We start from the raw sequence: 26,318 nt of genomic DNA, 5'->3' as shown, positions 1-26,318 counted from the left end.
TCAGCCTGCTTCTATTTGGCATAATAGTTGTCCACATTGGCCCGGGTCACCACATCAATGCCGGTGTCTACCGTATCAGGCACAGGAATAGGCTTGTTATTGGCGTAGGCGGCAGGGTCCTCATCCAGATCACGGTGTAAATGAAACAGCTCCGTAAGCGACCAGTAGCCCATATTCCAGGTACCTTGCGCCATCGTGGCGGCGATTCTGCCTTCTTTAACAAGATCAAGTGTGCCTTTATCCGTATCGAAGCTGATGATCTTGAGCAATGACCCGGCTCCCTGCTTCGTTTCTACCGCCTCGGCTACACCTATTCCCCCATTGGACTCCGTAGCAAAAATACCTGTAAGCTTCGGGTATTCCGCTACCAGCTGTTGTGCCGCTTCCCTGGAAGCCACCTGATCACCGCGTCCATCCTTGATTGCTACCAGCTTCATCTCAGGGAATTCGCTGCGGATGGTGACACTGAAGCCGTCCGTACGCTCCTGATGATTATGCTGCTCCGGGGTCGTAATAATCGCCACCTCCCCTTTGCCGCCGGTGAGCTGGGCCATCTTCCGCGCAGCTTCAACTCCGGCATTGTAGTTATTGGTGCCAAGGAAAGAGTAGGCCTTGCTGTCCGGTGCCCCCGAGTCAAACAGCACGACAGGGATGCCGCTGTCCACGGCCTTGTTGATCGTAGCTGTGAGCAGCTCGGAATTAACTGCCGAAATGGCAATTCCCGCCGGTTTTTTGGCTATCATTTGCTCCAATACCGTCATTTGCTCATTGGCATCATGCTGGGTCGAGCCATGGTATTCGACGGAGACGTTCAGCTCCTCCGCAGCATTTTCGAAGCCCTTCAGCACGCTTTTCCAATAATCAATTCCACTTTGAAAGGTAACCATCACATATTTATCTTCTATATTGCCGCGCAGACCGGCTGTCTCCCATGGATCCGCAGCGTCAGCCTGCAGCTTGTAATTCAGCACATATACGAGAAAAATACCGATTAGCAGCACATAGACCATCCACAGCTTTTTCAAAATGTAACCCCTTTCACAAAAGAACAAGGTAGCACAGCTATTGCCATGATACCTTGTTTAATAGGAGAAGGGAATACCCTCAGAATAGCAAATCTTGTGAATAATTCTCGCCCTCCAGCAGATCGTACTCCACCATACGGTAGTCATCCAGCAGCTGTTGCTGTTCAGGAGTGAAAGCTGTCAGTGCACCGTTGGAACCGATCAGCACCTGCTTGCTCAGACCGGGCATCTCATCCTGCACTTTCCCCAGAAGTTTGTAGTACGGGGGCATAGGCTGACCCGAGAGTCTAAAGACTGTAGGACCCAGAAAGGCCGGACTGAGAGTGTTCAGCGGCTCTTTGCCAATATTAAAATTCGCCAGCATCACCAGCTTTGTCTCGTGCTTAAGCCTTGGCTCGCTGTCCCAGCCGGCATCCGTATATATTCCGGCCGACAATGCCGGCAAATGATCACCCCAAAAAACGGCAATCGTAGGACGATCAAGAGTTAGCAGCTCCTGCTGCAGATACGCCAGCGCCTCATCGGTCAGCTTGGTATTCTGTGTGTAGGTTTCAAGCTCGTCTTTATAGGACGGTGAAGTGCCTTCAACGGATATCGTATTCGGTCCATTGTGCCCCTTCGTAAACGGAAAATGATTCTGCATGGTCACCAGATGCAAAAACGCCGGGTCAGAGGACGCCTTCAGCTCCCGCAAAGCCTCCTGTACAGCCGCCTTATCGGAAATGTATCCCTCCGGTGTGATGCGTCCGGCATTGTCCAGATCCTTCTCGCTGGTAAATGCGTCAAATCCGAGAATCGGGTACACACGGTTGCGGTTGTAGAACGTCTCGTCATACGGATGCAGCGCCAGCGCCCGGTAGCCACGCTCCTTCAGAATGCTTACAATTGAAGGCAGCGAGGACATTTTCACTATTTTTTGCTGATATGGAATGGAACCGTCGTTAAGAAAATACATGGACATCCCTGTCAACGCTTCAAATTCTATATTTGCCGTATTGCCGCCAAACTCAGGTGAGAGCAGGAAACCGGAGGGTGTGGCAGATTCTTCCTCATGGATAAACTTTAGCGGATCTTCACTAAAGGAGAGCCCCGGCAGACGGGTAGGATCAAAGAAGGCTTCGTCCATCATGAACAGGATGTTCGGCTGCTGCGTTGCCTGTACGTTCGGAACCGGATCCGGCAGCTTGCTGTATTTAGCGGCGATCTCCTCAATTGCTCTGCGGCTGTAGCCCTCAGGCTCTTCGATCAGGCTCTGGCGCAAATTGCCGGCAAAGGCAAATAAAAGACCGTTCTGTTTGTAATTCACCTTCTGGTTCCAGAAAATGTTCTGATATTTCATCGAAACAGCCAAAGAAGACTGATGGGCGACCATCGAAACAAATCCGGTTATCATCGCCACCGAAAGCGCGGCAAAGAGCATTCTCAGCGGCAGGGACACCTTAATCTTCGGCAGTTTGAAGAGCAGCCAGACCACAGCGGCAATAAGCAGAACAGCAGCTGCCAGCGCAAGCGGTGGAATCATGCCTTTGGTAATATGGCTCATCTCCCCGGCATTTTTGAGCAGCATCAAATCCCAGGGAAACAGCGGTTCTCCGGTGGTGGACAATTTCTTGTAATCGACAATACCCAGCACGATGCATAACACAGCGGCTACCGCAGATCCGGCGTAGACGCTCGGCAATATCATGGAAAATACCAGCAGGAGAAAGAAAAAGAACAGGCCTCCGGCTAAATACAACCAGTAATATTCTCCGATCCAGCTGAAAACACTCATCGCATCCATATTTAATGAAGCGGCCTGCATGAAGAAATTCAGAGCAAAGCCGCATAGCAGCAGAGCGAGCAGCAGGAAGCCCAATCGTTTGGAAGGTAAAAAATAGCGCATATAATATTCACTCCTAACTATACTAAACGTGTAGTATACGCCATTTAGCTTAAAGCTGCATTAAAAGAACGCACAAAAAAAGCCCCACAAAAGTGAGGCTTGGCTTTCCTTCCCATTTGAGACCTTAGCACCGCACACATCAGTTAGATGCACCCGGCTTGTTCAGCTATGAATCTCTACTCCCTATTTCACGTACAGACGGCTGGTTTCTTCCCAGAATTCGCCCGGCTTCAGGCCGAACAATCCGATCTCATCAGCAGGAAGATCCACCTTCGGCGCATTCACCAGGTTAATCTGCGGCTCCGGACAGAAGAATCCTTCTGTAGCGCCATTGTTCCAGATCATCCATTGCTTGTACGAGGTTCCGACATCATACACGAGCGTAACGCCGGACTTGCTGTCCGTCAGTTCCATCCGGTTGCGGCCATTTTGCGGTACAGCGGTGTAGTGGTTGTCCATCGGCGCAAAAAACGGATTAACTCCTTCATCACGCAACGCGATTTCGTCTGCCGTCAGCTCCTGGAATGCACCGGTAGGCAGCATGCGCTCACTCAACTCCCAGCGCTCGCCGATGGTTGCCTTCACGCGGTAATCCTGAGGCGAGCTGTCCGGTGCAAACGGCGCATTGATCGCCGTGTGGAAGGCCAGCAGGCAAGGCATCAGCTCGCCGCCGTCATTGTGGACCAGCAGTTGCTGGGACAGCCCGGTTGCTTCTCCCAGCGTGTAGCGCAGCTTGACCGTATATTTGAACGGCAGGTATTGATAGGACGGGTGAGTCTCGTCTACCTTGATCGCCACCGTAACGAAGCTTTCGCTCTTACCGCTGCCGAATTCTTCAACTTCCCACGCAGCCGTATGTAAAAATCCGTGCAGATGGTTGCCTGTTGCAGCCTCATTCACCGGAAACTTGTAGGTTTGTCCATTCCACGGAAATTCCCCATCTTCATAACGATTCGGAGGAAACAGTACAGGTATGCCGTGAATTCCAGGGCTGGCCTTAAAGGCCTCCATCTCTGCCGCTCCCGGCTCATGCAGGAAACGGTAACCGTTTTCGGTATCACGGAAGCAAATCAGATTGCCGCCGATGCCCGGCAGGATAGCTGCCTCGTAACGTCCCGCTTTTAGCCAGACTGCAGCTTCTCCTTCATATTGTCCTTCGAATGCAGTAATCGACATGATAACTTTATTCTCCCTTCCATATGTTCGAAATGACTATCTCCTAAATAGATTACCACATCTGCCCAGAAGCGAACATGTCATTTTTACAACTGTTCCACTTCTACGCTCATTACATGTTCAATTTTCTTCACATCATAATAAATTTCCGTCGCATAATCCTGATCAGGCGCAGACAGCACCATGTCAATCAGTTGTCTGCCGTCATCCAGATCCTTGATCTTCATCCGCCGGATCGTCCGTCCCGGTCTTCTCGTCTTTCGTTGATCGGTCATCTGACGTCCCTCGATCTTCTGGATCACCTCGGTCAGCACATAATTGGGCTCCATTATGATCTTGACGGAAATCTCATGCTTGTTCAGCACCTGTGGTCCAACGGCTTTGATCAGCAGCGGCACAGCATTGACGGCAAACATCAGCAGCACAACTGCATACCCCGCTTCCACATAAAAGCCTGCTCCAACCGCGATGCCAATCCCCGAGGCCGTCCAGATCAGCGCCGCCGAAGTTAATCCGGAAATCGCGTCTCCGCCTCTGCGCAGGATTACACCCGCGCCCAAAAATCCGATCCCGCTGACAATCTGCGCCGCCAGGCGCATCGGGTCCATGTTGGGGTGGTCCGTTCCCCCGACCTTGTCATAAGCATGGATCGAGACAAGCGTCACTAAACAGCTTGCGATACTGATGACCATACTGGTCCGAATCCCCAGCGGCTTTTGTTTTAATTGCCTGTCGATACCGATGAACAGCCCGAACAGCATGGCCACAAGCAGCTTTACTATCGATTCCGTGTGCAGATCAATCTCCATAGCTCCTCCTAAAAGTATATTTGTGAATAAACAGATAGAATCAGTATACCTGAAAACAACATGAAAGCTTAGCTTTATTTATAGCATGTTAACCCCATAAAACATTTAAATCTAAATGAACAAGAAGAAACGGCATCCCCGGCCTTTTGCGTCAGCGATGCAGCCCTCTCGGGCTGAGCCTATGACAAGGAACGGATTCCGTTTCTTCTAAGGAAGAGCTATTCAGTTCATTATATGCTTGGCTGCCCTTGGTTAGAAGAGATCAGCCATGCAGCAGCGACTCGGCTCCGTCACAATAAATCTCTGTTCCTGTAATATGATCCGAATCTGCGGATGCCAGGAACAGGGCAAGTTTGGCCACCTGATCGGGCCTTCCGGGACCTTCCTCCAGCGGCTGCCCGCCGTCCGGAAAGTTCACCTCGATCTGCACTTCTTTGAGATCGTCGGAAGGATACGTATTGTCATCAATATTCGTCTTGATCGCCCCCGGACAGATGGCATTCACACGAATTTTGTATTGGGCCAGCTCCAGTGCAGCCATCTTCATAAAAGCCACCTGACCGGCCTTCGTCGTGCTGTAGGCTGAGAAACCGATATTAGAGAACACGCGGTTACCGTTGATCGAGCTGTTGATCAGTATGCTGCCTCCGTTCTCCTTCAAATGCGGAATTGCATATTTGACAGTGGCAAAGGTTCCACGGAGGTTGATATGAATCGTCTGATCCCAGGATTCAATATCCATCGTTTCAATCGGAGTCATCGCTCCGTTTATCCCGGCATTGGCGAACACAACATCAAGCCGCCCCCACTTCGCGGCCGCTTGCTTCACCGCCGCTTCCACCTGCTGCGGTTCGGCAATGTCACATTCAATGACGACGGCTTCCCCGCCTTCCTGTTTCACCTGACGTACAACCTTCTCGGCATTTTCAACCGTCCGGTCGAGCAGTACCACCTTTGCTCCGTTTCTGGCGAACTCCAGCACCGATGCTCTTCCGATCCCGGAACCGCCTCCAGTAACAATAGCTACCTTGCCTTTTAGCTTCTGGTCTGTCATATTAGCCAATCCTCCCAATCTAGATCATCTGTATACGCTTACCGGTTAAGTTCTTTCCTTAACCTTTACCTCACATACAGGGGAGTGAATCGGTGTGCACACCTTTCCTGCTCTGCTCCAGAGCAGATCATACTTTGACTCAACCCTTCAGTCCGCTGGTACTGATACCATCCACTATCTGCTTCTGGAAGATAAAGAATATCAGCATAACCGGCGTGAGACTGAGCACAGACATCGCGAACATCGGCCCCCAATTGGAAACAGATTCACTGTCGAGAAACATTTTTAGACCCATGGATACTGTGTATTTGGATGGAGAGTTCAAATACAGCACAGGCCCGAGCAAATCCTCCCAGCGCCAGTAGAAAGAGAAGATTGCTGCAGTCGCCATAGAAGGCCGGATCAGTGGCAGAATAATCTTGTAATACAATCTGAATTTACCGCAGCCGTCAATCGTCGCCGCCTCGTCCAGCTCCGCGGGAATCGTGCGGATGAACTGCAGCATCAGGAAGATAAAGAACGGGACACCGAAAAATTGCGGAATTACAATCGGTCTGATGCTGTCCAGCCAATTCAGCTTCGTATAAATTATATATTGCGGCACCAGCACTACATCCGAGGGCAGCATCAGCGTCATCATCATGATCCCGAACCACAGGCCATGGCCGGCAAATTTGTTGCGGGCGAATCCGAAGGCAACCAGTGAGGAAGAGAACACCGCACCAAAAGTAGCCACAATGACGATAACGAATGAGTTCTTGATAAAGACGCCGAACGAATATCCTGCGACCCCTTCCCAGCCATTGGCGTAGTTCCCCCACTCCCAGGGATGCGGAAGCAGCTGCTGCGCCGTGACGAACACCAAACGGCTCTCCTTAAAGGAGCTCATAATCATCCATACAATCGGGTACAGCATGATGATGGCGAGTCCGCCGATAAGCAGGTGATAGATCGGCCATTTCATTTTATTCTTCGCCATGGCTCATTTCCCTCCTCCCGATTCATAGAAAACCCATGATCTGGATGTTTTGAACAGAATTCCAGTCATAATTCCGACGAGCAGGAGCATCACCCAGGCCATAGCCGACGCATAGCCCATATTGTTGAACATAAATGCCTGGCGGAACAAATACAGGGAATAAAGCATGGTTCCGTCCATCGGCCCGCCTTCGCCCTTGGAAATAATGTAGGCCGGCACAAATGTCATAAATGCGCTGATCGTCTGCATAACCAGATTGAATAGAATCACTGAACTAAGCAGCGGCAGCGTTATTTTGAAGAACTTGCGGAAGAAGCTTGCACCGTCTACACTGGCGGCTTCATACATTTCACCGGAAATATTTTTTAGACCGGCCAGAAAGATCAGCATCGAGGAACCGAATTGCCAGACCGATAAGGTTATCAGCATTATGAGTGCGGCACCCGGATCTCCGAACCAGCTCACGGGCCCAAGTCCGAAAAATCCCAGCAGGCCGTTGATAATTCCGGTATCGCTAAAGATGTTGCGCCACATAATTGAGACAGCCACACTGCCGCCGATGATGGAGGGCAAGTAATAAACGGTCCGGTAGGCCCCCACCATTCGCGACTTTGTATTGAGGATCATCGCCACGAACAGGGCAAATCCCAACCGCAGCGGGACACCGATGAACACGTACATCAGGGTGACTTTCAGGGAATGCAGGTATTTGGGATCACCTGTGAACATCTTGGTATAATTGTCCAGCCCCACCCATTGAGGGGGGGCGAACAGATTATATTTGGTAAAGGACAGATACAAGGAAATAATCATAGGAACCAGTGTGAAGCTCAGGAATCCAATAATAAAAGGACTGATAAATGCGTATCCTGTCAGGTTTTTGCGCAGCCTCTGCCCTAGCGGTTTCTTCGCTCTATAGACGGGAGGCTGTGCGGTAAGGGGATGGCTGGAAGGCAAGGTTCTCCAACTCCAATCTTTTTAGAATTCACAGTACGGCGGGGTTTGCCTTAACGGTTCGCGAGAATTTCATTCGCTTCCTTACGGAACCGGGCAGCGGCAGCATCTGGCTTAATCTGGCCGAAGTTCATTTGCTCGGCAAGGTCGGTCAGCAGGGCCACCACTTCCGGCGATCCCACCGGCGGACTCATTGGCGAAGTCTTCGGCTCCATGTCCGCTACGAACTGGAAGACCTGTTTGCCGGAATCTGTCAGTTCAGTGGACAGTGATTCTTTGATTTTGCTGGAAATCGGCACGCCGCGTTCACCTTTGATCAGCTTGTTGGCTTCTGCATTATTGATCCAGAAATCAATAAATTTCGCCGCTTCTTCTTTAGCCTTGGAGTTGGCCGTGATCGACCAGTACATGCTTGGCTGCATATAGAGCCCTTTTTCCATGTCCGGACCAGGCATTTGCGCCAGCGCCATCGGACGGTTCACAGCAATTTGCAGGGCCACATACTGGTTCGACCACTGCCAGACCCCGACCCCCGTTCCTTTGACCACATCCGTCTCTTCAATAACCCCTTTATTCTGGCTCAGCTTATCCTGGGAAGGTACAGCCCCTTTGACAATCAAATCAGAGAGCATTCCGAAAAAGTCACTGAACATTGCATCATCTTCATAACCCAGCGCAGAACCGTCCGTGTTGTAGAGCGACACTCCTTTGGTGCGCAGATAGTAGTTGAAAAAGACATCCGCCGCCATCGAGGTGTCTATATACAACCCGGCGTCTTTGCTCTTGAGTGCAATTTCCTTATAATCGTCCCAAGTCCAGTTCTCAGGAATGCTGTCCACACCGGCTTTCTTGAGCAGTGCCGGATCGTATTGGAAACCAAGAACATTGACACCCAGTGGAATGCCGTACTGTTTGCTGTCAATTTTACCGGTCGCAAGCACATTCTCATTCACGTCTCCGACCTGAATCGATTTGTTTAAGTAGGCGCCCATATCCTCCAGCTGACCGTTCGTTCCATATTGATTAATATAGGAAATATCCATTTGCACAATATCGGGCAAGCGGTTGGCCGCCGCCTGGGGAGCCAGCTTCTTCCAGTAATCATCAAAGGAAGCATATTCCGGTTCAATCGTAACGTTCGGATTCTGCTCTTCATACATGTCGATCACTTGCTGAGTATACGAATGACGGGTGTCTCCGCCCCACCAGGCAATACGCAAGGTTACAGGCTCCGCTGAGGTTGTAGCTGCCGGCTTGTTATCTGCTCCTGCTGTCACTTCCGAATTAGTTGCGGTGGCCGCAGTGTTATTGTTTCCTCCGCAGCCGGCAAGCATGGACAAAAGCATGGGAACCGCCAATAAGGCAAATCTCTTTTTCAATTTCAGTTCTCCCCTTTTCGCAAATGGATTAAGAAGGACCCACTTCAATGGTAACGCTTCCATATGAAAATTCTCTCAAATTCAGCAGCATACTTGAATACAAAAAACCGTTCTCTTTGTTCAATAATCAGCTTCCTTGCGGCTTCATAAAGTCTGTAGGGGTCTGGCCGGTCACTTTTTTAAACACCTGGCTGAAATATTGGGCATTCCCGCCGAACCCGAACATTTCCGCCAGCTCAAATACCTTGACGTCACCGCTACGGATAATATGCTCTGAAGCTTTTGTAATCCGGTAATTAGTCACATAGTTGGAGAATTTTTCGCCGGTGATTTTTTTGAATATTTTCCCCAGGTAATCCGGGTTCATATATAACATTTTTGCGGCCACTGAACCAAGCGAGAGCTCCGCATTCCAGTAATCGGTTTCGATGATGTGCAGCATTTTATCTACGATGGAGGATTGGCGGGTGACGAAATGCCGTTCGTACATTGCCGTTAGACGGCAGGCCGCCTCTTTCACATAATCCTTAAGACTGCCGAGGGTACGCAGCTCTGCCAGCTCCGCAAGCCCTGAAGTAAAGGCGCCTCTCTCCTCCGGTATACACAGTCTGATCATCGCCGAATACAGCTGCAGCACATAGGAACGGGTCACATTGATATCAAACCGCTCTGCCGATAATACGCCGAATAAGCGATCCAGTTCACTTTCCACCGCATGCCGGTCGCCAGCTTTGATAAGGAGACAAATTTGCTCCTCCTGCAGATCAATCTCGTTTCGTCCGCTGAGTTCATCTTCAGGAATGTCACTTCCCGTAATCAGGCTGCCTTCTTCCAGATAAAAACGATGGTTCATGCACTGCAGTGTCTGCCGGTACAGGCTGCGGGAGTGGTTCATCTGCCCCTGGTCACTGACCGCAATCGTCGGATATATTTTGTAAAAAGTATTAAAAATCTCCTTCACCTCTGAGATCCGCTCCAGCAAACCCGGCTGGTCACTGCCATCCTCCGGCTGCTCCACCAGGATTAATAGATGGTTGCCGATAGTGGTGCTGAGAAGCACCTCATGAAGCATATCCTGGGCGATATTTTGCAGCGCGAACAAATGCTCATATTCACAGCCATCCTCCAGCCGGAACAGGATCAGCCTGACTGATTTATCATCCAGCGTGAGGCCAAACAGCTCTTGATAATAATCCAGGTCACGGCTTCCATAGGTTTTGTTGGAGATCCATTCCTTAAGAAATTGCGCTTTGACATGCGGCAGCACCTTCTTCAGACGCTCTTTCATGTCACCCACAAACTGCTCCCGTCTCTTGATCTCACCCAATTCCAACGTCAATTCGCTCAGCGCTTCATGTATCTGCCGCTCGTTGCACGGCTTCAACAGGTAATGTTTGACCCCGTGCTGCATAGCGCTGCAGGCATAATCAAAATCCTTATAGCCGGTCAGCATAATGAATTTGACCTGCGGAAAGCGCACACTGCACTGCTCTACCAGCTTCAGGCCATCCAGACCGGGCATGGAAATATCGGTGATCACGATCTCCGGCTTAAGCCGCTCCATTTGGGCCAGCGCTTCAATGCCGTTGCGGGCTGTTCCTGCCAGCACTGTGCCTGCCTTCTCCCAATCCACAACCTGTGAGATCCCTTCCAGGATCAGCCTTTCATCGTCGACCAACAGCAGTTTATACATGGCCATGCTCCCCTTTCAAATAAGGAATTAGTACATGAATAACCGTACCCATCCCCGGCTGACTTTCAATTTCGGTTCCCCACTCCCCGCCAAAAACCAGTTGTACACGTTCCTTGATATTCGCCAGCCCGATTCCCTCACCCCGGGTCTGAATCCGCCCCTGCTGCAGATCGCGAATAAATTGATCCGTCATACCGGGTCCATTGTCAGCTACCCTAAGATCCAGTCCGTTTGAAGTACGGCTCACGGAAATTGTAATCGTGCAGGGTTCAATATTTGGTTCCAGCGCGTAGCGGATGGCGTTCTCTACCAGCGGCTGCAGGGTCAGCTTGGGAATCAGCGCATCCTGCAGATCGGCAGGAATGTCCATTCTGAAGTCCAACCGCTCCTCAAAACGTGTTCTTTGAATCGTGACATAACTCCTCACAATACTGAGCTCCTTCTCCAATGTGATCAGCGGGTCTTTCAGCCCTATCGAGCTGCGGAGCAGGTAACCCAGTGCCTCCACCATCTCTGAAATCTGCTCCTGCTTGTTCACCTTGGCCAGCCAGTTGATCGATTCCAAAGTGTTGTATAGGAAATGCGGATTTATCTGCGCCTGTAGCGCCTTCAGCTCTGTTTCCCGGATCACCAGCTGCTTTGCGTAGTTCTCATCAATCAGTTCTCTGATCCGGCGGATCATCATTTTGAACGTACGGTTGAGCTGGCTTACTTCATCCTGGGCATTGCGCGAGACAAGTCCCAGCGACTGCTCCTCCAGATTGTCCAAGTCACCTTTTTCGATCCGTCTCATCTTCTCCGTCAGCTTCGAAATCGGCCGTGCGATGCTTCGGGCGAGACGATAGCCAAGCAGCAGCCCTAGCAGGAGAATGCAGGCAAATACGATGACGACCATTCTTTTGAGAATAGTGATCTGCTTGAACATTTCATTGAACGGTGTCGCGTTAATATAAGTCCAATCCATATAGGAGGACTCCGTCTTAGCAATGAAATACGTGCCTTGGGCGTAGCTGCCGGTCCGGTAAGGTTCAGGCCGTCCCACTTCCACTGCCAGCTCGAGCGGTGTAAGCAGCGGCTCTGCGGGATAGATTGAGCGGTTGCTGGCCGTATCAACTACAATCAGCTGGCCGTCACCCGAGACCATATTCGTGCTGTCGGCAACGATCCTTTCTACCCGTATGCGGATAACCAGCGTCCCCAGATGATCCAGTGTAAAAGTTGAGCCTGTATAAGACTTGATCTGGCGTACGGCAAGCAGTGAGTTTTTGCTGCCCTGGGTGTACCAGACGTTGCTTCCTCCACCCTCTACAGCCAGCGGCTTCAGCTGATCCTGCAGGGACTGCGATACTCCTTCCCGGTTGCCGGCTGTCATCACACCGTCATTTGCATCCATCAGCATCATGGAATACACATACTTCTCCGCACCCGCAAAAGCCACCAGCCGGTTAATAATCTTGTTATGCAGCACCAGCCGCTGATAGGGTGTGGGATGATCCAGCAGCTTGCGCAGACAATCCTGGATCTGTTCATCCGAGCCGACCGCAAAGGACAGCTGCTCCAGCTCCTTAAGCTCACTCTCTATGCTGACTGCCGACATACCAAGGACTTCAGATGACTTTTCATAAATTTGCCGGTCGTAGATCCGGTACACGTACTGAAGAAATATAAGAGAAAACAGAAACGACAGCAGCAGTAAGAAGGAAATGAGCAGAATCATTTTGTTAAAGATCCCCGAATTCCTGTAAGCGCTTTTATTATTTCTCAAGTACATTTCTCTTTTCAATCCGCCTTTCCGTATCATTTATGAGGCCAGTTCGCTTCATGGACATTATTATCATAAACGAATGACACGGTTATGGAAATATAAACCAAAAAAGACCTGAATAGCAGTTCCATGAGAAACTGCCTATCCAAGTCTATAGGGTGATGATTGTAAATGCGTATTTAAGTAGAGCACATATTATCCCAGCATCATCCGGTCATCCGCCAGCTTATGTCCGCTGATGGTTTCGAATTCACCAAGCAGCCGTTCGACGGTCAGATCTTTTTTCCGCTCTGCATCAATGTCCAGGATAATAGTCCCTTTATCCATCATGATCAGCCGGTTGCCCAGCCGGATGGCCTGCTCCATGTTGTGGGTAACCATCAGCGTAGTGAGCTTCATCTCACGGACAATCGATTCCGTCAGTTTCGTAATCAGCTCCGCGCGGGCCGGGTCAAGGGCTGCAGTATGCTCGTCCAGCAGCAAAATCTGCGGCTGGGTAAAGGTCGCCATCAGCAGGCTTAGCGCCTGTCTCTCTCCGCCGGACAGCAAGCCCACTTGGGCGCGCAGCCGGTTCTCCAGCCCGATGCCGAGGCGGCTCAGCTGTTCACGGAACAGCGCCCGTCTGGCGCTGCTTACTCCGAAGGTCAGACCGCGGTTTTGGCCCCGTTTGAAAGCCATCGCCAGGTTCTCCTCAATCGTCATATGAGGGGCCGTACCGGCCATCGGATCCTGAAAGACCCGTCCGATCCAGCGGGCGCGCTGATACTCAGGCAAATGGCTGATCGAGCTGCCTTCGATCCGTGCTTCCCCCAGATCCGGCTTCATTACTCCGGAGATCACGTTCATCAAAGTGGATTTACCTGCCCCGTTGCTTCCGATAATCGTAACGAAATCGCCGGCTTGAAGGTGAAGGTCGATGCCCAGCAACGCTATCTTCTCATCCGGGCTGCCGGGATTAAACAGCTTGGATACATTATCAAGCTTTAGCATCGGCTGTTCCCCCTTTCTTGCTTCTTAGTGCCAGCGCCGCTAGTTCAGCGCTTCTTCTGCGGGCTGTTCTCTTCTGCTTCATATACCGCTGAAGCGACGGGAACAACAGGGCAATAATGACGATAACTGCCGTAATCAGCTTCAAGTCGGAGGCTTTTAACCACGGAACCCGCAAGGCGAGCGCTACAACTATCCGGTAAACGATCGAGCCCAGCACAACGGCCAGCGTAGCCCGGAACACATTTCTGGCGCCAAAAATCGCCTCTCCAATAATTACCGAAGCCAGTCCGATAACAATCATCCCAATACCCATGGTTGAATCGGCAAAAGAGGAAGACTGAGCGATTAGTGCTCCCGAGAGCGCCACTAAGCCATTCGACAGGCTGATGCCGAGAATAGTCGTTGTATCTGTGTTTACACCAAAGCTGCGGATCATTCTTGAATTGTCGCCTGTGGCCCGCAGGGCCAGGCCAAGGTCTGTGCGCAGAAACAGATCCATCAGCAGTTTAACAGCAACGACAATAAACGGCATGACCAGCAAAGGATTTATTGAACTAAGCAGGGTGTCTTCGCCCATGATCGAAACGTTGGGCTTATCTAATATCCGTAAATTAATGGAATAAAGAGCTATCATCATCAGGATCCCGGACAGCAACCCGTTAATTTTGCCTTTGGTATGCAGCAGGCCCGTGCACATGCCGGCTGCCATACCGCCAGCCATTGCACAGAATGTAGCCAGCCAAGGGGAATAGCCCTGAGTAATCATCACTGCGGCGATCGCCCCGCCAGTTGTAAAACTTCCGTCTACAGTTAAATCCGGAAAGTCAAGAATCCGAAAGGTTATATATACCCCCAAAGCCATAAAAGCATACAGCAAGCCCGATTCCAAGGCTCCCATTATTGAATCATACATAGGTGACTTCCTCCCTCAAGCGGCAAGGGGCGTTCTTCTCGAATCGCCCCGTCATAATATCTGAACTTATTGAATGATGTTGTTGGTCTGATCGGCGACTTCGGCTTTCATGGCATCTGTAACTTCAATGCCCTGCGCCTCTGCAGCCTTCAGGTTAAGTATAAGGTCCAGCTTCTCCTGCATGGTCACTTTCATGTCGCCTGGGCTTGTGCCGTTCTTCAGCACCTCCACAGCCATTTCACCAACCTGATAGCCGTGGTCATAATATTTGAAACCGACAGTGGCAAAAGCACCCTTCTCTACCGTATCACGGTCAGCGGAGAAGAAAGGAAGCTTCTTCTCATTCGCGGTTTGGATGATCGTATCTACAGCACTTACCACCGAATTGTCCAGCGTAATGTAGAATGCGTCTACACGTCCGACAAGCGATTCAGCCGCCTGCTTCACTTCAGAAGTATTCGTAACTGCAGCCTTCACCAGCTCAATGCCGTGTTTGTCGAGCTCTTCCTTGGCGATTCCTGCCATAACTACAGCATTCGGTTCGCCCTCATTAATGACAAGACCCAGTTTCTTCACCTTCGGGAATTGTGCCGCAATAAATTGCATCAGCCGGGTGATTGCCTCCGGATTGGTATCGGAAGCACCGGAGACATTGCCGCCCGGGTGTTCCAGATCGGTTACAAGTCTGGCATCCAGTGGATCTGTAACAGCGGCGAACAATACCGGTGTATCCTTATCTACCTTCTGCACAATTGATTGAGCCGAAGGAGTGGCAATCGCGAGCACGAGATCGTTTTTGTCGCCGGCAATCTTCTGTGCGATGGACAGGTTGTTGGCTTGATCGGCCTGTGCGTTCTGGAGATCCACCCTCAGGTTCTCGCCTTCAATAAGGCCGGCATCCTTAAGCGCGGCCATGAAGCCTTCGCGCGTCGCATCCAGCGACGGATGTTCTACGTATTGGGAGATGGCAATGCTGTAGGATTCTTTGCTGCCTGCATCTGCAGGAGCAGCCGTAGCATTTGCCGGTTTGTTAGCAGCTTTTTCCGTATTCACCGCAGCATTGTTGTTCGATCCGCAACCCGAAGCTACAAGCATCAGACACAAGCTCAATCCTACCCAAATATTCTTTTTTTTCATCATATAACCCCTTTTCTTTTACGGTATCAGCGCGTGCATCAAAGTGAGCGACTCAGCACTATCGCTTTCATCTTTAAAAGCGTTAAAGCGAAAGCTTACACTAACCTCACATAAAATACAGCCAATCTATTAAACATAATATTATATGGCGGTCGTTTATCCGTCAATGACTTATCGGCTCTCCAATTTATTCTTGCAAGATCAGGAAGCTAATCCAAGATGTTCACTCCTTCTGACCCTACAAGAAAAGCTTCGATTGATGTCATTTCGGGGATGTCGCCGAATCCTTCCTTAAAGGATGCTTTTCTTGCAAGATCAGGAAGCTAATCCAAGATGTTCACTCCACCTGATCTTATAAAAAAAATCTCCTTGCGCAAACTGAACTTACAGTCTGAACATGGAGTGTGTCCGATGACATTTACTTATCCAACTAAAACAATCACGAAAACTGCTGTGATCCTTGCCATTGTTATGTCCACCAGCGCTTGCGGGTATTACAAAAACGAGGCAAAGCCAAAAGTCAATTCGGTGACACCTGCCGGCACTTTTGCGGGCAGCTATTATGAGAAGTCCCATGTCACCGACAAGCAGGGAAAGTTCTGGATTCCGCTGAAACCCGCCGCTGCCTCAATCGGCTACCGGATGAAGGATGACACCGCAAGCGGAGGTTATGCCAAGCTCGGCTATACGGATGTGATGTACATGCTGCGCCCGAACTCCACTCAGGTCTTTTCACTGGGGGAAAAAATCACCCTGCCTGACGCGCCAGTTCGCCGTGATGGTCAAATCTATATCACCCCGACAGCTTTGTCCAAGCTGCTCCAAACCGAGGTGGGCTGGAACCCCACCAGCGGTGAGATCAATATTGCTTTACCGTCAGACAAGGAAGCCCTTAGCAATACTGAAAAGAACGGTAACACCAATATAGCCAAACCGCTGCGCATCCAGAGCGCTTCGAGCATAGATACCGGTCAACTAGTCGCCTTTGCCAAAAGATTTCTGGGTGTACCTTACGATTTTGGCGCCGGTCCTTATGAGGATACCGGACGTTTCGACTGCTCCTCCTTCACAAGACATGTATTTAAAAGGTTTGGCGTGGATCTGCCCCGGCTGGCTAAAGACCAGGACAACATCGGCAGACGGGTAAGCCGCAGTGATCTGCAGGCCGGAGATCTGATTTTTTTCACCGTGCCAGGACGTTTTGACAGTGACGCCATACCGGGGCATGTAGGTATTTATATCGGCGACGGAAAGTTCATCCATACCTGGGGTGATCCCGGTGTACAGATCAGCGAACTGGACAGCGGATATTGGAGCAACGTGATACTGCATATGCAGCGCGTGCTGTAACCACATTGCAGCGTAGGCTGCTGAAGTAAAGAAGAGCCTGGTCTCCTGCTAAAGAAGACCAAGCTCTTTTTTACATTTTAAATCAACTGATGTGATCCGGTTTCACTAGTCCCAACCTTTGCCTTTGCCGCTCAGCCGGACAAACAGCTTCACCAGTTCAACTAAAACAACGATGGACACGGCTGCCCCGCAGACAATCCACCACTGCAAACCGTTCAGATGCTGTACACCAAACCAATCGTTCAGACCCGGAATAATGATGACCAGCACCAGCAGCAGTCCGGAAATCACCGATGCGCCCAGCATATATTTGTTGCTGAACAAGCCGATCTGGAACAGAGATTTCGTATTGGATCTGACGTTGAAGGCATGTGTAATTTGAAGCAGACCGAGTGTGGCAAAAGCCATCGTAACCGCGACACCCTCATCATAGTGGGTATGCGCCCAGTAATAGACGAGCAGCGTCAGTGCCGCTTCGATGATCCCCTGATAGACAATTCCAGCCCCCACACCACCGGAAAAAATACTGCTGCTGGACTTGCGGGGTTTCTTCGTCATTACATCTTCCCCGGCTTTTTCCAGCCCCAGTGCCAGCGCAGGCAGCGTATCCGTCACCAGATTGATCCAGAGGATGTGAATAGGCTCAAGAATCCGCCAGCCGACCATTGTGGCGATGAACAAGGTCAGCACTTCCCCAAGGTTAGCGGAGAGCAGGAACTGGATGGCTTTGCGGATATTGCTGTATACCTTCCGTCCTTCTTCCACCGCAACTACAATGGTCGTGAAGTTATCGTCGGCCAGCACCATGTCGGATACGCCTTTCGCGACATCCGTTCCCGTAATCCCCATGCCCACACCTATATCCGCCGATTTCAAAGCCGGTGCATCGTTCACCCCGTCTCCAGTCATGGCGACGATCTTGCCCTTTTTTCTCCACGCTTTGACGATCCTTACCTTGTGCTCCGGAGAAACACGGGCATATACGGAATAATCCTCGACCCTATTTGCAAAATCCGCCTCGCTGATCTTATCCAGTTCGCGTCCGGTCAGTACACTCTTGTCGTCATCGATGATACCCAGCCGTTTGGCGATAGCCGCAGCGGTGTCCCTGTGGTCGCCGGTAATCATAACCGGACGGATACCCGCCTTGCGGCAGACCGCTACAGCGTCGCGCACTTCATCGCGCGGGGGATCAATCATCCCGACGAGGCCGATGAATACCAGATCCTTCTCTGTTGTGTCCGGTGAAGGTTTGTCTGGCAGCTCTGCATAATCACGGTAGGCAAAAGCCAGCACCCGCAGCGCTTCATCGGCAAGCGCCTTATTGCTTGCAGTGATCTTGCGGGAATGCTCCTCTGTGAGCGGAATGAGCTCCCCGGCCTCATAAATGTGGCTGCACTTGGAAAGCAGCACATCGGGAGCACCTTTCGTAAGCCCGCGGAACTTCCCTGCCTCCACCTGATGAATCGTTGTCATCAGCTTGCGGTCCGAGTCAAAGGGCAGCTCGCTTTTCCGGGGATACTGCTTCTCCAGCTCCCGCTTGTCAGTGCCGATGCTCAGCGCATAGTCCACAAGGGCTGTCTCCGTGGGATCCCCGATAATCGCTTTGCCGCTTTTGGTCCCGCTGGCTTTATCCCCCTTTGCGTTCTCTGAATCTTGCTTGCCGGTAGTGTTGCCTTCGTCAATGCTGGAATCATTGCACAGCGTCATCGCCTGCAGCAGCAGCTCACCGCCCGGAGTTTCCTTGAGCTGTTCGGTCGCCTCAATAGTTGCTCCATTGGCGTACAGCTTCTCGACAGTCATTTTGTTGAGTGTCAATGTTCCTGTTTTGTCGGAGCAGATAATTTCTGTACTGCCCAGCGTCTCCACCGCAGGCAGCTTGCGGATAATCGCTTTGCGTCCGGCCATGCGCTGAACGCCAAGCGCCAGAATGATCGTTACGATCGCCGGCAGTCCTTCAGGAATCGCCGCAACCGCCAGCGAGATCGAGGTAAGCAGCATATCCAGCATTTCTCTGCCCTGGAGCAATCCTACGGCAAAAATGACTACACACACGCCCAGAATAATATAGGTGAAGTATTTCCCCAGTTCATCCAGCTTCTTCTGCAGCGGAGTGACATCCGTTTCTTCCTCTGCGATAAAGCCGGCAATTCTTCCGACCTCAGTCTTCATCCCTGTGGCTGTAACAACGCCAACAGCTCTTCCGTACGTGACGCTGCTGCTCATATATGCCATATTTGTCCGGTCGCCTATTACGAGATCTGTCCCCTCCAGTTTGTCGGCATGCTTATCCGAAGGCAGCGACTCACCGGTTAACGCAGCTTCCTCCGTCTGAAGTGATGCTGTTTCCAGCAGCCTGACATCGGCAGGTACGACATTGCCTGCTTCCAGCAGTACAATATCACCGGGCACAAGCTCCTCACTCTTGATCTCCGTCACCTGACCGCTGCGGCGGACGCGGGCATGCGGCGAAGACATGCTTTTCAGCGCTTCCAGGGCCTGTTCTGCCTTATTTTCCTGGATGACTCCAAGCACCGCATTCAATATAACAACCAGCAGGATAATGATTGTATCCGTCCATTCCCCGAGAATACCCGACAATACCGCAGCCGCCAGCAGAATAAAGATCATCACATTTTTGAACTGTTCAATAAATTTGGCCAGTAACGACTTTGGCTTTGCCTCCTGCAGCATATTTTTCCCGTACCGCTCCAGCAGCTGCGCCGCCTGTTCTGAAGTTAATCCCTCTTCTCTTGTCTCCAGCCGTTTCAGGACTTCCTCTTTCTCCAGCAGATGAAACGGCTGTTGATCTTGTTGATTTGCAGAGTTCGAATTCAAGCTGTCAGCTCCTCCCATATTATAAAGTGGTGTATAGCAAATCACTTATATGGAGTTTTACCCAAAATTAACCGCAGAATTCTGAAAATTTAAGGACATTTTTCAAAGCTTGCTCAGAAACATCTGCAAACAACGACGATCAGCCTTCAGTATTTTGAAAACCGGGATGCTCAAAGCCCTTAAACCTGGTTCCCTGATATACAAGCTCCCCCCGGTCTCCTTCAACAATCAATCCAAATGCCTTATTTGGTACCTGCAGTTCGACGCGGCGTCCATCTTGAAACTCAAAAGTTACATAGTAGCTCGTGTGGGCCCCGGAGTCGCCTGATCCGCCCCAGACCTCCGTCCTTTTGGTCACGGCCGAAGCGTACGCGGAGACCAAGGGACTGGCATTATTGCTGCTCCAGATACCGATGGATTTGATGATTACAAAGATGAAAATACCAATCACCAGCAAAAACATCAGTTTGAAAAACAAAGGCATTCCATAAATAAAACTCCAAAAAAAACTGCCCTGTGGAAATTGCCCAAAACCGCTAATAAAGCTCTGTCCGTTCAAATCCATCTCTCCTCTTTCAAAAAAAATATTAAAAGTACGATTTACTTTAAAATACGCTTTATTCCTCCATCAGTTTCAGTTTTTCAGCCTTGTAAAATGAAAAAAGAGCTGATTTGAATTTGGCCCGGCACAGGAACGTATGTTATGCTTTATATACAAGATACAGTAAGGAGGTGATCTCATGAGGGCATATCTAGCGTATTTTTCCTACTCAAAACTGCTTCAGGCCGCATTTATTCCGATTCTTCTGTTTACCCTGATAGCAGGAGCCATCGGTGCTTTCAGCACTGTGGAGTATGAAGGGGAGACCCTCAAATTTGAACGCTACGAGCATAAAATGGCGACGCCGGTCCGTGCACATTCAACACCTATTAAATTTGTACCCGCTGTCCGCTTACCGCATCATGGGATCACTCCGGTAGTTCTGCCGGAACCTCCCGTACCTGTACTTGTTGTTTCGCTATCCCCAATTATTTACATTACGCTGAAGCGGCTGCTGCTGCAACCGCTTAGATATACTTCAAATTTGGTGCATCGCCCCATTTAACGACAGAAAAAGAAATGCATATTTGCTCACACAGTAGAACACTCTTAAGACATATCAATTGGAGGCTGGACTTTCATGAACTATAGAGAATCAGATCTGCCGGGAATCGGCAAAAAATTTCTGCTGCAAACACGCAGCGGCGACAAGCTAGTGGTCATTGTGCATGACGACGGCAGACGCGAGCTGTACCATTTTGATTATGATGATCCGGACCAGAGTGTATCCATGGTTACACTGGACGATGATGAAGCAAGGCATATCTCTGCCATTGTCGGTGGAGTCACCTACAAGCCCAAGGCCCTGGAGTCCATTGAGGTGGCACTGGATGATTTGATCATCGAATGGTACCGCCTCGAGTCAGGATTCAAATGTATCGGGCATACGATCGGCGAACTGGATGTACGTGCACGTGCAGGCGTCACTATTATTGCGATCATTGAAAAAAACCACCAGAAACATCTGAGTCCTGGACCGGAAGTTTTGCTGAAAGCGGACTGCACCGTTGTCGCTGCCGGGGAGAGACATCAGCATAAGCAGTTCAAACACATTCTACGAAATGGATGTGGTTAATAGATGAGCCATTATATTATTTTTGAAGTAGGCCTGGCCATTGTCCTGATTGCGCTTGCCGGAATCATCTCCACTAAACTCCGCTTTTCTGTAATTCCTTTCTATATTCTAATCGGGATGGCTGTTGGGCCTCACGCGTTCAAAATTTGGCATCTCGATTTCCGCTTTATCGAAAGTGCTTCCCTGATCGAATTTATGGGCCGCATTGGTGTACTCTTCCTGCTGTTCTATCTGGGGCTGGAGTTCTCCGTGGGCCGGCTTGTCAAAGCAGGACGTTCGATCGTAACCGGCGGTACGATATATATCCTGATCAATTTTACACTGGGGCTGGTCCTCGGCTGGGCACTCGGGTTCCCTCTGGAGGAGATTCTGATTATTGCCGGAATCACCACGATCTCTTCCAGTGCGATTGTAGCCAAGGTATTGGTTGATTTGAAGCGAACCGCAAATCCCGAGACCGAAATGATTCTCGGCATCATCATGTTTGAGGATGTATTTCTCGCAGTCTACATCTCCATTCTCTCGGGCCTTGTCCTCAGCGGCTCTTCGTCGCTTGGCGGCGTACTGCTGTCCGCGCTGCTCGCGCTTGGATATATGCTGGCCCTCCTCGTTATCGGACGCAAGCTAGTTCCCTGGCTCAACCGCGTCCTGAACATCCGTTCCAGTGAAATATTCGCGCTTGTCATTTTCGGTGCCCTCTTTCTCATTGCCGGCTTCTCCGAAACGATCCATGTCGCCGAAGCGATCGGAGCATTACTTGTCGGACTGGTGCTCGCCGAAACCGAGCATGTGAAACGGATTGAGAAACTGGTCATCCCGTTCCGTGACTTCTTTGGAGCCATCTTCTTTTTCAGCTTCGGTTTGACCATTGACCCGCTCTCCCTCGGAGGAGAAGCGTTCTGGTATTCATTAGCTGCGGTAATCATAACACTGTTCGGAAATTTCTTGGCAGGAATGCTGGCGGGACGCAGTGCAGGTCTCAGTCCGCGGGCTTCGTCCAACATTGGCCTAACTATCGTCTCCCGCGGGGAGTTCTCCATTATTATGGCCAATCTTGGCAAAGCGGGCGGACTGATGGCGATCCTTCAGCCATTCGCTGCCATGTACGTTCTGATGCTGGCCATCCTTGGTCCGCTGCTTACAAAGGAGTCCAAGACGATTTACAAGCTCCTGGATAAGGTATTCAAATTCGAAAAGCGGCATCTCGCACGCAAAGCGAAACAAGCCGCCCCTGTACTCGACAAAGAGTAAATAGAGTTCCGTGTTGAAGGGAGGGACGTGTATGAAGAAACGTTTACGCGGGGAATACACCCCGCCACAGCACAAGGGAATCCGCATTCTCTCCGTCATTGGCGGAGGACTGCTGGCCGCTGTCGGGCTGGAGCTGTTTCTGATTCCGCATAAGCTGGTCCCTGGCGGAATTGCCGGACTGTCTGCTCTGCTCGCCCATCTTACCGAAATGCGGCTTGGCCTGTTTCTGTTTCTGTTCAATCTGCCGTTTATTCTTTTGTCGCGCAGGCAGATTGACTTTCGGTTTGCACTTTATACGATGCTCGGATTGATCTGCTTGACCATAGGCTCATTGGCCTTGCATCACTTTCCAGCCGTTGTCAGTGAGCCGCTTGCTGCAGCAATAGCTGGTGGTCTCTGCCTTGGCTTTGGAATCGGTATTTCAATCCGCTTCGGCGGCATCAGCAACAAGACCAGTGAACAGGGTTATGTCTTGCTAAGCGGCAGCTTGCCGAAATCGGCGGAAACCGTCATCATGCTGCTCAACTGTGTCATTCTGCTATTCGGAGGTGTGCTGTTTGGCTGGGATCAGGCGATGTACAGCATTATCGCCTATCTGCTGGCCTTTGAAGGCATCCGGATCTCGCTTCGGGACCTATCGCGCTCCCGGGCTGTCTGGATTACCAGCAGCCACTGTGATGAAATCTCCAAAGCGCTCCACCAATCGCTCGAGCGGGAGACCAAACTTGTCCAGGCTTCCGGGCCGGCGGGACAGAAAGGTACACTCTTCTGTCTTGCCAGCAAGATGGAGGAAGCCACTTTGACTTCAATTGTGAAGGAATGCGACGAGGACAGCCTCATTGTCGTGCGCGCAGCGCAGGGCCGGGGCATCGCCGATTTTTTCCGCAAAAAAATCAGCTGATAGATGACTCTGCCGGACTTTCCTGAACTGTGAATGGCTATAACCTATGAAAAAGGCGTTCCCGCTGCTGCAGCGCGGGAGCGCCTTTTCCTATCTGCCAGATCCGGGTCTAGCAACCGCCCGTTTCTTCAACGGAACATGCCCCATAACCGGATCAGGTGAAACGTATTGCTCGGATCAATCTTCTGTGCGATCACAAATTTCACGATTTGCTCTTCCTGGGCTGACGACAGCTTCTCACCCATCACTGCCGCAGCATTGCGTACCAGCCTGCGCACAACTCCTGTGTCCTGCAGCTCTTGCTTGGAAATACCGTTAATCATATTTTTGATGCGTTCCTTGACTGCCGGATTCTTCATCTTCAGCTTGATGCGTTCCACCAGCTGCGGGCTGATTCCGTATTGCTGATAACCCAAGCGCAGCACCTCCCGTCATATCCAATCATTCACAGTATATGAGGGCCGGTTGCCGCATGTGCCTATTTAATCGATAATATCCCCCTGGAATATTTGTTCGTTCTGCAGATAGCTCCGCAGCGGTGCATAATCTGGGGATGTCCAGAAGGAAGAATCCTTCAGCAGCTCCGCAGCATCGTCGCGCGCCTGCTCCAGTATCTCAAAATCCGCAGTCATATCCGCCAGCCGGAATTCCGGCAGACCGCTTTGCTTCGTACCAAAGAAATCCCCCGGACCTCTTAGCTCCAGGTCACGGCGGGAGACCTCGAATCCGTCGTCTGTATCGGTCATGGCGGTCATCCGCTCCCGGCCGATCTCCGACTTGGGATCAGCCACAAGCACACAGTAGGACGCATGCTGACCTCTACCGACCCGCCCGCGCAGCTGATGCAGCTGTGACAAACCGAAACGGTCCGCATCCATGATGATCATCAGCGTGGCATTGGGAACATCGACGCCAACCTCCACGACCGTAGTGGAAACAAGCAGCTGAAGCTCGTTGCTGTAGAAGGCGCGCATCACTTCATCTTTCTCACCCGGCGTCATCCGTCCATGCAGCAGCCCAACTTTATAGTTCGGAAAGGCCTGGGACATCTGGACATGCAGGTCTATCGCGTTCTGCACATCCAGCTTCTCCGACTCTTCGATCAGGGGGCAGATGAGATAGGCCTGACGGCCTTGATCAATCTCACGGCTGACCAGGTTCAGCACACGCTCCATCAGATCATGCTTCACCCAATAAGTCGTGATCGGGACCCTTCCTTTAGGCCGCTCTGACAAAGTCGAGACGTCCATATCCCCGAAGACCGTAATTGCCAATGTCCGCGGGATCGGGGTCGCCGTCATCGTCAGAACATCCGGGTTATACCCTTTGCGCCGGAGGACACTGCGCTGGTTCACTCCGAAGCGGTGCTGTTCATCGGTAACCACAAGCCCCAGCCCGCGGAAGAATACATCATCCTGAATCAAAGCATGGGTGCCGACCACAACGTCCACCACGCCCATTTGCAGTGAGGCCAGCAGATCCTTGCGTTTGCGCCCTGAGACACTGCCCGTTAACAGACCTACCGTGATGCCAAACGGCTCAAACATTTTGGTCAGCGAGCGCATATGCTGCTCGGCCAGAATCTCCGTCGGCACCATCAGCGCGCCCTGAAACCCCGACCTCACGGTGGCAAAGAGCGCAATGGCCGCAAGCACCGTTTTGCCTGAGCCTACATCCCCCTGCAGCAGCCGGTTCATGCAGTACCCCGACCGCATGTCCTGCAGAATCTCCAGCTCTACATGCTTCTGCGCATCCGTCAATTCAAACGGCAGACTGCGCACAAAGGAGCGGACGGTTGAGTTATCAACTGTATGCACTACACCGTCCATTCTGCCGTGGTTCAGCACCCGGAAGGCCTGTACCTTAAGCTGGAACAAAAACAGCTCTTCATACACCATTCTGCGCCGTCCCTGCTGTCCTTCGCGGGTATCCTCCGGCTGGTGGATCGTAGCAATCGCCCGCTTGCGGGGCATAAAATCATATTTTCGCATAATGACGTGCGGCAATATTTCCGGAATCATCTCTCCGAACTGCTGCATGCCCTGATTAATAACCTTGCGGATCCAGGACTGGGTGATCTTGCCGCCCACAGAGTATACCGGCTGCAGGGTGCCTGTCTTGCCCTCCCCGCGGTCCGGGAACTCATAATCCGTCACCGTAATCTGGCTGCGCTTCTGGTCCCATTTACCGGTTAACACGATCTCCCGGCCTACAGTCAACTGCTCGCGCACATAATGCTGATTGAACCATGTAGCGGTGAACATCCAGGGTTCAGCCACCATCTTACAGCTTAAGCGCGACTTGCCGCCAAACCGCTGCAGTACGGGGATGCCAATCACCTTGGCCATCAGGGTAGCCTTGTCACCATGCTTCACTTCACTCAGCGAGCGGGGACGGAAATCCTCATAACGGAATGGATAATACTCCAGCAGATCCTTTACTGTAAAAACGCCAAAGGCGTGGAGCTCGGATTGCTTTTGAGCGCTCACGCCAGTTATTTGCTTCACTTCAATTTTTTCCAAAGACAGGTTCATGTTCATCCC

Annotated in this window: 22 protein-coding genes; 5 read left to right on the top strand and 17 right to left on the bottom strand. The window is 51.1% G+C overall.

All coding sequences use genetic code 11. The annotated features are described in order from the left end of the window. Positions 1-11 precede the first annotated feature (11 nt). The 13 genes from MHI45_RS33155 to MHI45_RS33095 all read right to left on the bottom strand — a co-directional run bounded on the left by MHI45_RS33155 (position 12) and on the right by MHI45_RS33095 (position 15,759). A complete protein-coding gene (locus tag MHI45_RS33155; protein ID WP_341118623.1) occupies positions 12-1,025 on the bottom strand; it encodes a substrate-binding domain-containing protein in 1,014 nt (337 codons plus the stop codon). Positions 1,026-1,104: 79 nt separating this feature from the next. After that, complete coding sequence (locus tag MHI45_RS33150) at positions 1,105-2,910, bottom strand: LTA synthase family protein (RefSeq protein ID WP_076111322.1); 1,806 nt, start codon at positions 2,908-2,910, stop codon at positions 1,105-1,107. Between the two features lie 183 nt (positions 2,911-3,093). Beyond that, the gene (locus tag MHI45_RS33145) at positions 3,094-4,086 is read right to left on the bottom strand and encodes an aldose 1-epimerase (protein ID WP_076111321.1); all 993 of its coding nucleotides are present in this window, start codon (positions 4,084-4,086) and stop codon (positions 3,094-3,096) included. An 86-nt stretch (positions 4,087-4,172) separates the two neighbouring features. Beyond that, positions 4,173-4,895 (bottom strand): MgtC/SapB family protein, encoded by a 723-nt coding sequence (locus MHI45_RS33140; protein ID WP_341118622.1) that lies wholly within the window; start codon positions 4,893-4,895, stop codon positions 4,173-4,175. 262 nt (positions 4,896-5,157) lie between these two features. Then, positions 5,158-5,949 carry an SDR family oxidoreductase gene (locus tag MHI45_RS33135; protein WP_076111320.1) on the bottom strand — a complete coding sequence of 264 codons (792 nt, stop codon included), beginning with the start codon at positions 5,947-5,949 and terminating at the stop codon, positions 5,158-5,160. Between the two features lie 139 nt (positions 5,950-6,088). Beyond that, positions 6,089-6,928 (bottom strand): carbohydrate ABC transporter permease, encoded by an 840-nt coding sequence (locus MHI45_RS33130; protein WP_076111319.1) that lies wholly within the window; start codon positions 6,926-6,928, stop codon positions 6,089-6,091. A 3-nt stretch (positions 6,929-6,931) separates the two neighbouring features. Continuing rightward, positions 6,932-7,816, bottom strand: a complete 885-nt coding sequence (locus MHI45_RS33125; RefSeq protein ID WP_038599556.1) for a carbohydrate ABC transporter permease — start codon at positions 7,814-7,816, stop codon at positions 6,932-6,934. A 119-nt stretch (positions 7,817-7,935) separates the two neighbouring features. Then, the gene (locus MHI45_RS33120; protein ID WP_256718133.1) at positions 7,936-9,261 is read right to left on the bottom strand and encodes an ABC transporter substrate-binding protein; all 1,326 of its coding nucleotides are present in this window, start codon (positions 9,259-9,261) and stop codon (positions 7,936-7,938) included. A gap of 127 nt (positions 9,262-9,388) precedes the next feature. Then, on the bottom strand, positions 9,389-10,954 hold the full coding sequence (locus tag MHI45_RS33115) for a response regulator (protein ID WP_076111318.1): 1,566 nt from the start codon (positions 10,952-10,954) through the stop codon (positions 9,389-9,391). Beyond that, the gene (locus MHI45_RS33110) at positions 10,947-12,725 is read right to left on the bottom strand and encodes a histidine kinase (RefSeq protein ID WP_144024343.1); all 1,779 of its coding nucleotides are present in this window, start codon (positions 12,723-12,725) and stop codon (positions 10,947-10,949) included. The genes MHI45_RS33115 and MHI45_RS33110 overlap by 8 nt, the downstream gene beginning before the upstream one ends. A 189-nt stretch (positions 12,726-12,914) precedes the next feature. Further along, on the bottom strand, positions 12,915-13,709 hold the full coding sequence (locus MHI45_RS33105; protein ID WP_076111316.1) for an ABC transporter ATP-binding protein: 795 nt from the start codon (positions 13,707-13,709) through the stop codon (positions 12,915-12,917). Beyond that, complete coding sequence (locus MHI45_RS33100; RefSeq protein WP_038590622.1) at positions 13,696-14,622, bottom strand: ABC transporter permease; 927 nt, start codon at positions 14,620-14,622, stop codon at positions 13,696-13,698. The genes MHI45_RS33105 and MHI45_RS33100 overlap by 14 nt, the downstream gene beginning before the upstream one ends. Before the next feature lie 66 nt (positions 14,623-14,688). After that, the gene (locus tag MHI45_RS33095; protein ID WP_076111315.1) at positions 14,689-15,759 is read right to left on the bottom strand and encodes an ABC transporter substrate-binding protein; all 1,071 of its coding nucleotides are present in this window, start codon (positions 15,757-15,759) and stop codon (positions 14,689-14,691) included. A gap of 411 nt (positions 15,760-16,170) precedes the next feature. Here MHI45_RS33095 and MHI45_RS33090 point away from each other — a divergent pair, with 411 nt between their 5' ends. After that, entirely contained in the window at positions 16,171-17,109 is a 939-nt protein-coding gene (locus tag MHI45_RS33090) for a C40 family peptidase (protein ID WP_076111314.1), read from the top strand. Positions 17,110-17,214: 105 nt separating this feature from the next. Here the strand turns inward: MHI45_RS33090 and MHI45_RS33085 are convergent, their stop codons facing one another. Both MHI45_RS33085 and MHI45_RS33080 read right to left on the bottom strand, forming a co-directional pair. Beyond that, positions 17,215-19,947 carry a calcium-translocating P-type ATPase, SERCA-type gene (locus MHI45_RS33085; RefSeq protein WP_439823170.1) on the bottom strand — a complete coding sequence of 911 codons (2,733 nt, stop codon included), beginning with the start codon at positions 19,945-19,947 and terminating at the stop codon, positions 17,215-17,217. 139 nt (positions 19,948-20,086) lie between these two features. After that, the gene (locus MHI45_RS33080) at positions 20,087-20,506 is read right to left on the bottom strand and encodes a DUF2500 domain-containing protein (protein ID WP_256718132.1); all 420 of its coding nucleotides are present in this window, start codon (positions 20,504-20,506) and stop codon (positions 20,087-20,089) included. A gap of 181 nt (positions 20,507-20,687) precedes the next feature. On the opposite strand from MHI45_RS33080, the gene MHI45_RS33075 reads away from it, so the two are divergent. From MHI45_RS33075 to MHI45_RS33060, 4 genes are all read left to right on the top strand, one after another. Further along, positions 20,688-21,053, top strand: a complete 366-nt coding sequence (locus tag MHI45_RS33075; RefSeq protein WP_076111312.1) for a hypothetical protein — start codon at positions 20,688-20,690, stop codon at positions 21,051-21,053. A 75-nt stretch (positions 21,054-21,128) separates the two neighbouring features. Then, a complete protein-coding gene (locus tag MHI45_RS33070) occupies positions 21,129-21,623 on the top strand; it encodes a cation:proton antiporter regulatory subunit (RefSeq protein ID WP_076111311.1) in 495 nt (164 codons plus the stop codon). A gap of 3 nt (positions 21,624-21,626) precedes the next feature. Then, entirely contained in the window at positions 21,627-22,874 is a 1,248-nt protein-coding gene (locus MHI45_RS33065) for a cation:proton antiporter (RefSeq protein ID WP_076111310.1), read from the top strand. A 31-nt stretch (positions 22,875-22,905) separates the two neighbouring features. Then, entirely contained in the window at positions 22,906-23,775 is an 870-nt protein-coding gene (locus tag MHI45_RS33060) for a YitT family protein (RefSeq protein ID WP_076111309.1), read from the top strand. Between the two features lie 128 nt (positions 23,776-23,903). Here the strand turns inward: MHI45_RS33060 and MHI45_RS33055 are convergent, their stop codons facing one another. Together MHI45_RS33055 and recG are read right to left on the bottom strand one after the other, a co-directional pair. Further along, positions 23,904-24,191 (bottom strand): stage VI sporulation protein F, encoded by a 288-nt coding sequence (locus tag MHI45_RS33055; protein ID WP_038590600.1) that lies wholly within the window; start codon positions 24,189-24,191, stop codon positions 23,904-23,906. Positions 24,192-24,257: 66 nt separating this feature from the next. Then, positions 24,258-26,309: an ATP-dependent DNA helicase RecG gene (recG, locus tag MHI45_RS33050; RefSeq protein ID WP_076111308.1), complete on the bottom strand. Its 2,052-nt coding sequence runs from the start codon at positions 26,307-26,309 to the stop codon at positions 24,258-24,260. Between the last annotated feature and the right edge of the window lie 9 nt (positions 26,310-26,318).

This window comes from Paenibacillus sp. FSL H3-0321, assembly GCF_038002865.1.
GTDB lineage: Bacteria > Bacillota > Bacilli > Paenibacillales > Paenibacillaceae > Paenibacillus_AQ.
The sequence above is the reverse complement of the archived record's forward strand: the minus strand, read 5'-3'. Positions and strand labels throughout refer to the sequence as shown.

Bases quoted from the DNA above. Each gene is read 5' to 3' on its own strand.
- MHI45_RS33150 (WP_076111322.1), bottom strand. From the start codon at position 2,910: ATGCGCTATTTTTTACCTTCCAAACGATTGGGCTTCCTGCTGCTCGCT.
- MHI45_RS33145 (WP_076111321.1), bottom strand. From the start codon at position 4,086: ATGTCGATTACTGCATTCGAAGGACAATATGAAGGAGAAGCTGCAGTC.
- MHI45_RS33140 (WP_341118622.1), bottom strand. From the start codon at position 4,895: ATGGAGATTGATCTGCACACGGAATCGATAGTAAAGCTGCTTGTGGCC.
- MHI45_RS33135 (WP_076111320.1), bottom strand. From the start codon at position 5,949: ATGACAGACCAGAAGCTAAAAGGCAAGGTAGCTATTGTTACTGGAGGC.
- MHI45_RS33130 (WP_076111319.1), bottom strand. From the start codon at position 6,928: ATGGCGAAGAATAAAATGAAATGGCCGATCTATCACCTGCTTATCGGC.
- MHI45_RS33115 (WP_076111318.1), bottom strand. From the start codon at position 10,954: ATGTATAAACTGCTGTTGGTCGACGATGAAAGGCTGATCCTGGAAGGG.
- MHI45_RS33110 (WP_144024343.1), bottom strand. From the start codon at position 12,725: ATGTACTTGAGAAATAATAAAAGCGCTTACAGGAATTCGGGGATCTTT.
- MHI45_RS33105 (WP_076111316.1), bottom strand. From the start codon at position 13,709: ATGCTAAAGCTTGATAATGTATCCAAGCTGTTTAATCCCGGCAGCCCG.
- MHI45_RS33100 (WP_038590622.1), bottom strand. From the start codon at position 14,622: ATGTATGATTCAATAATGGGAGCCTTGGAATCGGGCTTGCTGTATGCT.
- MHI45_RS33095 (WP_076111315.1), bottom strand. From the start codon at position 15,759: ATGAAAAAAAAGAATATTTGGGTAGGATTGAGCTTGTGTCTGATGCTT.
- MHI45_RS33090 (WP_076111314.1), top strand. From the start codon at position 16,171: ATGACATTTACTTATCCAACTAAAACAATCACGAAAACTGCTGTGATC.
- MHI45_RS33075 (WP_076111312.1), top strand. From the start codon at position 20,688: ATGAGGGCATATCTAGCGTATTTTTCCTACTCAAAACTGCTTCAGGCC.
- MHI45_RS33070 (WP_076111311.1), top strand. From the start codon at position 21,129: ATGAACTATAGAGAATCAGATCTGCCGGGAATCGGCAAAAAATTTCTG.
- MHI45_RS33065 (WP_076111310.1), top strand. From the start codon at position 21,627: ATGAGCCATTATATTATTTTTGAAGTAGGCCTGGCCATTGTCCTGATT.
- MHI45_RS33060 (WP_076111309.1), top strand. From the start codon at position 22,906: ATGAAGAAACGTTTACGCGGGGAATACACCCCGCCACAGCACAAGGGA.
- recG (WP_076111308.1), bottom strand. From the start codon at position 26,309: ATGAACCTGTCTTTGGAAAAAATTGAAGTGAAGCAAATAACTGGCGTG.